This is a genomic window from Xanthomonas bromi (assembly GCF_900092025.1).
Taxonomy (GTDB): Bacteria; Pseudomonadota; Gammaproteobacteria; order Xanthomonadales; family Xanthomonadaceae; genus Xanthomonas; species Xanthomonas bromi.
The window spans coordinates 1-11,321 of sequence record NZ_FLTX01000088.1 but is presented as its reverse complement, the minus strand read 5'-3'; the positions used below and the strand labels follow the sequence as shown (position 1 = coordinate 11,321).

At 65.8% G+C, this 11,321-nt stretch carries 11 protein-coding genes; 10 read left to right on the top strand and 1 reads right to left on the bottom strand.

Going from position 1 to position 11,321, the window contains the following annotated elements; all coding sequences use genetic code 11:
* Window positions 1-113: 113 nt before the first annotated feature.
* On the bottom strand, window positions 114-722 hold the full coding sequence (gene tssJ, locus XBLMG947_RS20180) for a type VI secretion system lipoprotein TssJ (protein WP_065470320.1): 609 nt from the start codon (window positions 720-722) through the stop codon (window positions 114-116).
* Window positions 723-980: 258 nt separating this feature from the next.
* Here tssJ and XBLMG947_RS20175 point away from each other — a divergent pair, with 258 nt between their 5' ends.
* The 10 genes from XBLMG947_RS20175 to XBLMG947_RS20130 all read left to right on the top strand — a co-directional run.
* Window positions 981-1,598, top strand: a complete 618-nt coding sequence (locus XBLMG947_RS20175) for an outer membrane protein assembly factor BamD (RefSeq protein ID WP_181093336.1) — start codon at window positions 981-983, stop codon at window positions 1,596-1,598.
* 45 nt (window positions 1,599-1,643) lie between these two features.
* Window positions 1,644-2,144: a type VI secretion system contractile sheath small subunit gene (gene tssB / locus XBLMG947_RS20170; protein ID WP_003467601.1), complete on the top strand. Its 501-nt coding sequence runs from the start codon at window positions 1,644-1,646 to the stop codon at window positions 2,142-2,144.
* Window positions 2,145-2,147: 3 nt separating this feature from the next.
* Window positions 2,148-3,644, top strand: a complete 1,497-nt coding sequence (tssC, locus tag XBLMG947_RS20165) for a type VI secretion system contractile sheath large subunit (protein WP_065470319.1) — start codon at window positions 2,148-2,150, stop codon at window positions 3,642-3,644.
* 141 nt (window positions 3,645-3,785) lie between these two features.
* Window positions 3,786-4,283, top strand: coding sequence for an Hcp family type VI secretion system effector (locus XBLMG947_RS20160; RefSeq protein ID WP_003467612.1), 498 nt, complete (start codon window positions 3,786-3,788; stop codon window positions 4,281-4,283).
* A 147-nt stretch (window positions 4,284-4,430) separates the two neighbouring features.
* A complete protein-coding gene (gene tssE, locus XBLMG947_RS20155; RefSeq protein WP_065470318.1) occupies window positions 4,431-4,919 on the top strand; it encodes a type VI secretion system baseplate subunit TssE in 489 nt (162 codons plus the stop codon).
* Window positions 4,920-4,921: 2 nt separating this feature from the next.
* Window positions 4,922-6,757, top strand: coding sequence for a type VI secretion system baseplate subunit TssF (gene tssF / locus XBLMG947_RS20150; protein WP_065470317.1), 1,836 nt, complete (start codon window positions 4,922-4,924; stop codon window positions 6,755-6,757).
* The gene (gene tssG, locus XBLMG947_RS20145; protein ID WP_065470316.1) at window positions 6,721-7,812 is read left to right on the top strand and encodes a type VI secretion system baseplate subunit TssG; all 1,092 of its coding nucleotides are present in this window, start codon (window positions 6,721-6,723) and stop codon (window positions 7,810-7,812) included. Before tssF ends, tssG begins: the two co-directional genes overlap by 37 nt.
* Window positions 7,813-7,897: 85 nt before the next feature.
* Window positions 7,898-10,636 carry a type VI secretion system ATPase TssH gene (gene tssH / locus XBLMG947_RS20140; protein ID WP_065470315.1) on the top strand — a complete coding sequence of 913 codons (2,739 nt, stop codon included), beginning with the start codon at window positions 7,898-7,900 and terminating at the stop codon, window positions 10,634-10,636.
* A 31-nt stretch (window positions 10,637-10,667) separates the two neighbouring features.
* Window positions 10,668-11,021 carry a hypothetical protein gene (locus XBLMG947_RS20135; RefSeq protein ID WP_065470314.1) on the top strand — a complete coding sequence of 118 codons (354 nt, stop codon included), beginning with the start codon at window positions 10,668-10,670 and terminating at the stop codon, window positions 11,019-11,021.
* Window positions 11,022-11,113: 92 nt separating this feature from the next.
* The coding region (locus XBLMG947_RS20130) for a hypothetical protein (RefSeq protein WP_209437491.1) at window positions 11,114-11,321 on the top strand (208 nt) is incomplete at its 3' end.

The following is an 11,321-nucleotide window of genomic DNA, read 5'->3' as shown; positions in this document are numbered from 1 at the left end:
GAAGAGGTCGGTCCGCACCGATAAGGCCGGCCGCGAGAGGCAAGGCTTCGCGCCCATACCGCAGATTCCTTGCCGCCGGACGGGATACTACAGCACGCGTGCGCAGGCTGGCGCTAGCGCGCAGCGGCGCAACGCACCGACGCCAGGCTGCTGGGATCGCCCGCCAGGCGGGTGACCAACGCCGGGCTGTCGGTGGTCAGCGCGCAGGCGTGAATGCCGATGGTGATGCCCTGGGTCGGCAATTCCTTGCGCCGCGTATCGAAGGCCATGCGCCAGCGGCCCTCGGCCGGCGCGCGGAACAAGGCCACCACGCCCAGGGTGGTGGTGCCTTCGGACATCTGCTCGTTCAGTTCCTGGCGGGCGCTTGGCGTCAGCACGATCTCGTTGACCGACAGCAGGTCCGCGCCCAGCGCCGCCTGCTCTCCAGCCTGATCGAGGAACGCGTTGAACGCGGCCTGCTCGAAGCGTTGCGCGCTGCGCAGGTGATAGATCTTGACCACCGCGGCGGTGGCGTGCGTGTCGGTGCCCGCATTCAGGTTGCTGCCGGCGAACAGCCGCAGCGGAATCATCGGAGGCGCCTCGGGCTTGGCTTCCTTGATGCCCACTGCCTGCAGGGTCTTGTCCATCGCCTTGCCGATGCCGCCGCTGGCGCAGCCGGACAGCGCCAGCGTGGCCGCAACAAGGGCCAACAGAAAATTGAAACGGTGGCTGGATATGTTCATGCTTGCTCTGACGTGGCGGACGGAGTGCGATCCGCATCCAGCCACTTCGGAGTGTTCGCCCCTGTGCGGTGCGCCCGACCGCCCGTGCAGAGACGCAGCGTGGGGCGGACTCTGGCCGGCTTGACGCGGTCGCGAAAGCCCACTATACCCGGTCCCATTCGCGGCTGTATACTAACGAAATAACGCACAGGCCTGGCTCACCCCGCCTTCACATCGGGGTCTCCAGGTTAACTCCAGGATTGGTTTTCAGAGGAAGTCATGATGACGGTAGTCAAGGGGCTGGTCACATTCCGGCCGATGTTCGCACTCGTTCTGCTCTCCGCCCTTGTCGGTTGCGCTTCCGCGCCGAAGAAGGCGCCGCCCCCGTCGTCGTTCGACGACACGATGTCGCGCGCCGAAGCCGAAGTCACTAGCGGCGGCGCCGAGCAGGCTCTGAAAACCTTCGAAGACGCCGGCCGCGCCGACCCTACCCGCAAGGAGCCGTGGGTGCGTATGGCGCAATTGCAGTTCGACCGCGCCAACTACGCGCGTGCCATCGTCGCGGCGCAGGAAGTGCTGCAGCGCGATCCCAACGATCTGGTCGCCGATGGCGTGCTGACCGTTGCCGGTTTCCGTATCGCCAATCAGTCGCTGCAGCGCCTGCAGGGCCGCGGTGCGCTGGCTTCCGGCACAGCGCGCAAGGAGGCCGAGACGCTGGCCAGCACGCTGCGCGCGACCATGGGCGACGACATCCTGCAGCCTGACGAGCCGAAGAAGCGCAAGCCGTCCGTCCGCAACACCCGCCGCGCCGCGCCGTCGGCTGCGAAGGACCCCGCGCCGGCCAAGGAAACGCCCAAGGCGTCGGCCGATCCGTTCCAGAACCTGGGCGGCAACTGACCGGTCATCCGGACTCCCCCAAAGCCTCACTGTCAGGAGACACCCATGGCTAAGAAGGAAAGCATCCAGAAACGTCTGCAGAAGATTCGGCCGCCGCGCGTGCAGCTGACCTACGACGTGGAAAAGGGTGACGCGATCGAACAGAAGGAGCTGCCGTTCGTGGTCGGCGTGCTTGGGGATTTCAGCGGCAACCCCGAACAGCCCCTGGCCAAGGTCAAGGACCGCAAATTCGTCAACGTCGACCTCGACAACTTCGACGAGGTGATGGAAGGCATGGCGCCGCGCGCGGTGTACCGGGTGCCGAACAAGATCAGCGATGCCGGCGGCGAGTTCGGCGTCGAACTCAAGTTCAAATCGATCGACGACTTCCGTCCCGAGGCCGTGGTCGATCAGGTCGAACCGCTGCGCAAGCTGCTCGAATCGCGCACCAAGCTGGCCGACCTGCGCAACAAGCTGGCCGGAAACGAGAAGCTCGAAGACCTGCTCACGGACGTATTGAACAACACCGAACAGCTGAAGAAGCTGGGTCGGGAAAAGGAGAAGTAAGCCATGGCCGCAGAGGTTTCCAGTGCCACCGACAATTCGGCGCCGGCCACGCTGGCAGAAGTAGGGCTACTCGACCAGATCGTCGAGCAGAGCAAGGTCGCCAAATCGGAGACCGAGCACCAGCGTGCGAAGGACATCATCTCCGAGCTGGCCAAGGAGGTGCTGGAAGGCACCGTCGTGGTGTCGGACAACCTCAACCTGACCCTGGACGCGCGCATCGCCGAGATCGATCGGATCATCTCCGAGCAGCTGAGTGCGGTGATGCATGCGCCGGAGTTCCAGAAGCTGGAGAGCAGCTGGCGCGGCCTGCACTACATGTGCGAGCAGACGTCCACCGGCGTGACGATGAAGATCAAGGTCTTCAACTCGCCCCAGCGGGATCTGGTGCGCGACTTCAAGTCGGCGATCGACTTCGACCAAAGCGCGCTTTTCAAGAAGGTATACGAGGAAGAGTTCGGCACCTTCGGCGGTGCGCCATTCGGCGCACTGGTCGGCGACTACTATATCGGTCGCCAGCCGGAGGACATGTACTTCGTCGAGCAGATGTCGCATGTGGCCGCCGCGGCGCACGCGCCGTTCATCTCTGCCGCGTCCGAATCGATGTTCGGCCTGGAAACCTTTACCGACCTGGGCAAACCGCGCGATCTGGCCAAGGTGTTCGACACTGTCGAATACGCCAAGTGGAAGTCGTTCCGTGAGTCGGAGGACAGCCGCTACGTCGGCCTGACCATGCCGCGTTTTCTCGGGCGGCTGCCGTACAACCCGAAAGACGGCACGACGGTCGAAGGCTTCAACTTCGTCGAAGACGTCGACGCCGCCGACCATAGCAAGTATCTGTGGTGCAACACCGCTTATGCGATGGCCACGCGCCTGACCAAGGCGTTCGAGGACTATGGTTGGTGCGCGGCGATCCGCGGTGTGGAAGGCGGTGGCCTGGTCGAAGACCTGCCGACCCACACCTTCCGCACCGACGACGGCGAAGTGGCGCTGAAGTGCCCGACCGAGATCGCGATCACCGACCGCCGCGAGAAGGAACTCAGCGACCTGGGCTTCATCCCGCTGGTGCATTGCAAGAACACCGACTACGCCGCGTTCTTCGGCGCGCAGTCGGCGCAGAAGCCGAAGAAGTACAACACCGATTCGGCCAATGCCAACGCGATCCTGTCGGCGCAGCTGCAGTACATGTTCGCCGTGTCGCGTATCGCCCATTACCTGAAGGCGATGATGCGCGAGAAGATCGGCAGTTTCGCCTCGGCGCGCAATGTCGAGGATTTCCTGAACCGTTGGATCTCCCAGTACGTGTTGCTGGACGACAACGCCGGTCAGGAAGCGAAGGCGCAATACCCCTTGCGGGAAGCGTCTGTCCAAGTTTCGGAAGTGCCGGGGAAACCCGGTGTCTACCGCGCGGTGGCCTTCATCAGGCCGCATTTCCAGCTCGATGAGCTGTCTGTTTCGTTGCGTCTGGTGGCCGAACTGCCGGCTGGTACCAAAAAGGCGTAGCGTTTCTTGTTGTCGTAGCGTCGAGGGACGGAGATCCCACTGTTTTGCAGTTGACGCAATGTCCTTCGGGACAGGCAAATAACCGCCAGGCCCTGCCTGGCAAATCAATCTCACGGAAGACCGGAATTTAGGAGACCAGATATGCAGCACGCGTTTCTTTCTATCGATACCATCAAGGGTGAATCGCACGACGACAAGCACACGGACTGGGTGGAGATCAAGTCGTTCTCCCAGGACTTGTTGCAGCCGCGCTCGGCCACCGCCTCCACCGCCGGCGGTCAGTCGGCCGCTCGTGTCAACCTGTCGCCGATCGAGATCGTCAAGTCGATCGACCTGTCCACCACCGCGCTGAACCAGGCGTGCGCCAACGGCACCACCTTCCCCAAGGCCCGCATCGAGTTCATGCGCGCCGACAAGGACGGCAATGCCATCAACTACTACCTGGTTGAGTTGATGAACGTGCTGGTCCACCGCGTCACCACGACGGTGGACGAGGACGGCATGCCGCAGGAAGTCGTCCAGCTGAGCTTCGGCGCGATCAAGTGGACCTACAACCAGCAGAAGCCGGAAGGCGGAGTCGGCGGCAAAGCGGTTGCGCAGTGGAGTGCTACCAAGAACATTCCCAACTACACCGTTTGATGTTTGTTTTGCGATGGCGCCTTCGCGCGCCATCGCATTTCTGCGCCGCGCGCAGACACAGGACCGACGCACAGCAGGGCCGCGCCATCGGCCGGTTGCGCCTAGTCGGCAGCAAGGCTCAAGGACGACTTCACGTAGGGGCGGTCAATGAAGGGACTCGAACCCAGTCTGTTGGAAAAATTGTTCGACGATACGCCCAAGTCCACGGGTGGATCGCATGTGTTCAAAGCCATCTCCATCGACCAGTACAAGGAATCGGTCGCTCGCGACCTGGAAGGCCTATTGAACACCCGTTCGGCCTTCAGCGAAGAAGGCCTCACCGAATTTCCCAATTGCAAGCAGTCGTTGCTGACCTACGGCCTCGGCGATTTTTCCGCGATGAGCCTGGCCAATGGCTACGACCGCACGATGATCTGCCGCTCGCTGGAGCAGGCGATCGCGCGCCATGAGCGGCGCCTGCGCAACGTGCACGTGAAGCTGGAAACCGGCGGCCAGTTCGGCGGCGGCCTGCACTTCACCATCCATGCCTTGCTGGACATGGAGCAGGCGCGCGAGCCGGTGAGCTTCGACGCCATGCTGCAACCGTCCACGCTGCAGTACTCGGTCAGCCGCCTGCGGCGCCAGGCGACGTCCTGACCATGCAAGACCTGCTTCCCTACTACGAACGCGAACTGGGCTATCTGCGTCGCTACGGGCGCGAGTTCGCCGAGCGCTATCCCAAGATTGCCGGGCGCCTGCAGCTGTCGGCCGACGGCAGCCAGGATCCGCATGTCGAGCGCCTGATCGAGGCGTTCGCGCTGATGGGCGCGCGCATCTCCAAGCGCATCGAGGACGACTACCCCGAGTTCACCGACGCGCTGCTGGAAGTGCTGTATCCGCATTATCTGCGGCCGTTTCCGTCATGCTCCATCGCCTATTTCGACATGGAAGGCGTGGCTGCCAAGCTCAGCGCGCCGATCCGCGTGCCGCGCGGCAGCTACCTGCAGTCGCGCCCGGTGCGCGGGATCAACTGCCGGTTCCGCACCGCCTACGACGTGGTGCTGGCGCCGGTGGCGGTGAAGGCCGCCAGCTACCGCGGCGTGGCCGAAGCGCCGATGGCGGTCAGCCTGCCGCCGGGCACCGGCGCACAGATCTCGATCAGCTTCGAGCTGTTGTCCGACCAGGCGTCGTTCGCCGGCCTGGGCACCGACGCGCTGCGTTTGTTCGTCGACGGCGAGCCGTCGTTCTGCTCGGCGATGCGCGATGCGCTGGCGCTGGGGATCAAGGCGGCCTATGTCGAGTCCGACGGCAGCGGACGCTGGCGCCGGCTGGCGGAAACCCCGCTGGCGCCGGTGGGCTTCGCCGACGACGAATCGCTGATCGATTTCCCGGCGCGTTCGCACCCGGCCTACCGCCTGCTGACCGAGCTGTTCGGCTACCCGGACAAGTTCGGCTTCTTCGATCTTCAGCTCAAGCCGGTGACCGCTGGCGCCAGCCGTTGGTTCACGCTGCACCTGGTCCTGCAGGCGACGCCGCCCGATCGCGCCGCCAACCAAGTGCTCGAGGAGTTGGATCGCAAGAACATCCGCCTGGGCTGCACCCCGGTGGTGAACCTGTTCGCGCAGCATGGCGAGCCGATCCGCGTCACCCATCGCAGCGTCACCTATCCGGTGATCGCCGACGGGCGCCGCGCTTTCGCCTACGAAGTGCACTCGATCGACTCGGTGCACCGTATCCGGCAGACGCCGCAGGGCGAACTGATCCAGGAGTTCCGCCCGTTCTATTCGCTGCACCATGGCGAAGACCCCGAGCGCGCCGGCCAGTATTGGGTGGCGCGGCGCGACGAGGACGTGGCGCGGCAGAGCCCCGGTTACGAAACCGAATTGAGCTTCGTGGACCTGGAATTCAATCCGACCCTGCCGCAGACCGATGTGGTCAGCGTCGAGCTCACCTGCAGCAATCGCGATCTGCCCAGCCAGCTCGCCTACGGCATCGCCGGCGGCGACCTGTCGATCGAGGGCGGAACCCCGGCGCGCGCGATCAGCTTGTTGCGCAAGCCGAGCCGGCCACTGCGGTTCCGCCACGGGCGCGGCGCGCAATGGCGGCTGATCTCGCACCTGTCGTTGAATCAGTTGTCGCTGACCGGCAGCGGCTTGCCGGCGTTGAAGGAGATGCTGCGGCTGTACGACATCTCCGGCAGCAGCGTGTCGTCGCGGCAGATCGACGGCATCGTCGGCATCGAGCAGCATCCGGTCACCACCTGGCTGTCGGGCAAGCATTTCGCATCGGTGGTGCGCGGCCTGGAAGTGCGTCTGACCATCAGCGAAAACCATTTCGTCGGGACCGGCGTGGCCGCGTTCGCGCACGTGCTCGACCACTTCTTCGGTCTCTACGTCCACGCCAACAGTTTTACCCGGCTGGTGCTCATTTCCAGCGAAACAGGGGAGGAACTCGTCCGATGCTTACCGCGAAGCGGCGAATCGATCCTGGCCTAGCGCTGCAACTGCTCGCCGAGCCGCATCGCTTCCAGTTCTTCCAGGCGATGCGGATTTTGGAGCGGGTGTTCCAGCGCCAGGGGGTCAAGGCCGGTCAGGCGCTACCCACGCGCGTGCGTTTCCACAACTCGCTGTCGTTGGCGTTTCCGGCGACCGAGCTGGACCCCGTCGGCCAAGCCTATTCGCAGGACGGCGAGCGCCTGGAAAGCGATGCGGCGCTGGCGTTCGCGATCGAGACCGAGCGCCTGGGCGAAGTGCATCTGACCCCGAACTTCATGGGGTTGCTGGGTACCTCCGGCGCATTGCCGCTGCACTACACCGAGACCCTGCACGAACGCGAGCTGTACCAGCGCGACCGGACCCCGCGCGCGTTCCTGGACATGTTCTCCAACCGCGCGGTGGCGCTGCACTACGCCGCGTGGAAGAAGCACCGGTTGGCGCTGCAGTATGAGCTGGACCGGCGCGAACGCTTCCTGCCGCTGGTGCTGTCGCTGCTGGGCATGGGCATGCCGGGACTGCGCGATCGCATGGTCGATGGCGGCGGCGACGTCTTCGACCAGGCGGTGGCGTACTACGCCGGCGCCATCCGCCAGCGGCCGATCTCGGCCAAGCTGCTGCAGCGCGTGCTGGCCGACTACTTCAAGGTGCCGGTGGAGCTGGAACAGTTCGTCGGCGCCTGGTACAAGGTGCCGGCGCAACAGGCCACGCGGCTGGGCCAGGCCAACGCCACGCTCGGGTCCAGTGCGCTGGCCGGCGACCGGGTGTGGCAGCGCGACCTGCGCATGCGCCTGCGCTTCGGTCCGCTGCAGCGCGAGGCGTTCGACCAGTTCCTGCCCGGTGGCAGCGCCGCGAAGGCCTTGTCGAAATGGCTGACGCTGCTCACCGGCGGCGGGCTGGAATACGAGGTCAAGCTGGTGCTGCGCGCCGAGGACGTACGCGGCTCCGGCGTCGGCGAAGAACTGGGCGTACGCCTGGGTTGGGACAGCTACCTATGCTCGCGCCCGCAGACCCAGCCGCGCGCCGACACCACCTACGGCCTGCATACCCTTCAATAGTCCGGGCGCGAGCCCAACGCCGACGGCAGGCAGTGACGTCGGCGCCACATCATGAAACCGCCAGCATGGAGCGTCCTGTTTTCGCATGAGCATCAATCTCAAGACCCTGATCAGCAAACTCGACGACACCTGCCGGCAGGCGGCCGAGCGCGCGGCCAATCTGTGCATGGCGCGCGGCAACTACGAAGTCGACCTGGAGCATCTGTTCCTGGCGCTGCTGGAGCAACCGCAAAGCGATTTCGTGCTGATCGCGCGCCGCTGCGGCATTTCGCCGGACACGCTGGAACGCGATCTCAGCGAGGAGGTGGGCCGCTTCAAGGCCGGCAATACGCGCACGCCGGTATTTTCCCAGCACCTGCCCACGCTGTTCGAGCACGCCTGGCTGATCGCCTCGCTGGATTCGGAAACCACGCGCATCCGCAGTGGTCATCTGCTGCTGGCGCTGCTGACCGAGCCGGACCTGTCGCAGCTGGCCTACCGCGGTTCCAAGCAGTTCGTGAAGATCAAGCTCGACGCGCTCAAGCACGACTTCGCCCGCCTCACCGAAGGCTCGCAGGAAGCCGGGCAAAGCCTGCGTTTCGCCGATGCCGGCCAGGCCGACGCCGGCGGCGACCCGGTCGATGGCCTCACCGGCGCGCCGGACGGCAAGGGCGGCCTGAGCAAGACCCCGGCGCTGGACCAGTTCACCACCAACCTCACCCAGCGCGCCCGCGATGCGCAGATCGACCCGGTGATCGGCCGCGACGGCGAGATCCGCCAGGTGATCGACATCCTGATGCGGCGGCGCCAGAACAATCCGATCCTCACCGGCGAAGCCGGCGTCGGCAAGACCGCGGTCGTCGAGGGGCTGGCCCGGCGCATCGCCGAGAAGGACGTGCCGGACGTGTTGCAGGGGGTGGAACTGCATGTGCTGGACATGGGCTTGCTGCAGGCCGGCGCCAGCGTCAAGGGCGAGTTCGAGAACCGGCTGAAGAACGTCATCGACGAGGTCAAGAAGAGCCCGCATCCGATCATCCTGTTCATCGACGAGGCGCACACGATGATCGGCGCCGGCGGTACCGCCGGCCAGAACGACGCGGCGAACCTGCTCAAGCCGGCGCTGGCGCGCGGCGAGCTGCGCACCATCGCGGCCACCACCTGGAGCGAATACAAGAAGTACTTCGAGAAGGACGCGGCGCTGGCGCGGCGCTTCCAGGTGGTCAAGGTCGAGGAGCCGAGCGAGACGCTGGCCGCGGCGATGCTGCGCGGCATGGTGCCGCTGATGGAGAAGCACTTCGGCATCCGGGTGATGGACGAGGCGGTCACCGAGGCGGTGCGCCTGTCGCACCGCTACATCAGCGGCCGCCAGTTGCCGGACAAGGCGGTCAGCGTGCTCGATACCGCCTGCGCCAAGGTCGCGCTCGGGCAGAGCGCCACGCCGGCGATCATCGAGGACACGCGCAAGCACCTTGACCGGCTGGCCGCGGAGCTGGCCGCGTTGAACCGCGAGACCTCCGGCGGCGCCCGGCACCACGACGCGCGCGTGGCCGAGCTATTGCAGGCGCAGGAACGCGCACGCAAGGTGCTGGCCGACAACGAGGCGCGGCTGGTGCGCGAGCGCGAACTGGCCGAGCGCATCGTCGCCCTGCGCGCGCAGATGGAAGCGGCGCCGGCCGCCGCCGAACCCGCGGCCGCCAGCGTCGCCGCCAAGCCGGCACGCGGCGCGGCCAAGCAGGCCGCCGCGGCAGCGGCGCCACAGCACGCGCAGCTGGACGCGCTGCTCGCCGAGCTGGGCGAGTTGCAGGGCGAGACCCCGATGGTGCCGCTGCAGGTCGACGGTGGCGTGGTCGCCGAGATCGTCTCGGCCTGGACCGGCGTGCCGCTGGGGCGCATGGTCAAGGACGAGATCCGGACCGTGCGCAACCTCGACAGCCTGCTGGTCGAGCGCGTCATCGGCCAGGACCATGCGCTGGCCGCGATCGCCCAGCGCGTGCGCACCGCCACCGCCAAGCTGGAAGACCCGAACAAGCCGCGTGGCGTTTTCCTGTTCGTCGGTCCGTCCGGCGTCGGCAAGACCGAGACCGCGCTGGCGCTGGCCGACATCCTGTACGGCGGCGAGCGCAAGCTGATCACCATCAATATGAGCGAGTACCAGGAAGCGCACAGCGTGTCCGGGCTGAAGGGTTCCCCGCCTGGCTACGTCGGCTACGGCGAGGGTGGCGTGCTGACCGAGGCGGTGCGGCGCAATCCTTACAGCGTGGTGCTGCTGGACGAGGTGGAGAAAGCACATCCGGACGTGCTGGAGATGTTCTTCCAAGTGTTCGACAAGGGCGTGATGGACGACGCCGAAGGCCGCGAGATCGACTTCCGCAACACCTTGATCATCCTCACGTCCAATGTCGGTTCCTCGCAGATCATGCAGGCCTGCCTGAACAAGCCGGCCGAGGAGATTCCGGCCGCCGACGCATTGGCCGAGGCATTGCGCCCGATCCTGATGCGCAGCTTCAAGCCGGCCTTCCTCGGCCGGCTGAAGGTGGTGCCGTACTACCCGATCAGCGACGACGTGCTGGCGCAAATCATCGCGCTCAAGCTCGGCCGCATCCGCGACCGCGTGTCTGCCAACCACAAGGCCGCCTTCCAGTGGGACCAGAGCCTGGTGGAGGCGGTGTTGGCGCGCTGTACGGAGGTGGATTCGGGTGCGCGCAACGTCGACCACATTCTGAATGGGACGCTGTTGCCGGAAATCGCCGAGAGCGTGCTCGCGGCGATGGCCGAAGGCGGCAAAATCAACGCCATCAAGGTAGGCGCCGGCAAGAACGGCGCGTTCAAATACAAGTTATCCTGACCCCCGCAGTCCATCACCAAGGAGGAACCCCATGGATTTCTACGGATACAACCGCGCCAAAGCCATTGCCCATTGCGACAGCCTGGCCGTGGGACGGGCAAGCCGCGAGACCGACAGCCTTCGCAGCTGGAACCGCCTGCGTCCGGAGCACGTGGTCGAACTGCTGAGCAATGCCGCCGCCGACGCGCGCGCCGATGCGCGCATGCTGGCCTCGTTGATGGCGCGCGCTTGCTGGCGCATCCATCTGCAGGGGCCGACGCAGGGCAAGGCCAACCAGCTGGTCAGCAACGTGCGCGAAGTGGCGATCACAGCCGCCGGCCGCGAGTTCAAGCTGCAGTGCACCGAAAGCCCGGCGTTGCAGCTCGAGCGCATCATCGCCGCCTGAGCCGTTTCACCACGCGCCACCTTCCAGGCCGCGCTCGCGCGGCCTTTGGCCGCCAGGCGCGGGCGGCGGATCTGTGATCGCAAGGAGCACCTATGGACCCAGTCGCCACACTACTGTCCGCCCTGAGCGCTGCGCCGGGCCAGCAAGAACGCCTGCTGCGGTTGCACACCCCGCTGGGCCCCGACGTGCTGGTCGCCGAGACCCTGGACGGCCGCGAGTCGGTCGATGGCGGCGGCTTCCGTTTCGAGGTGGGTGCACTGTCGGCCAACGCCGGCCTGCCCCTGGACGCGCTGCTTGGCC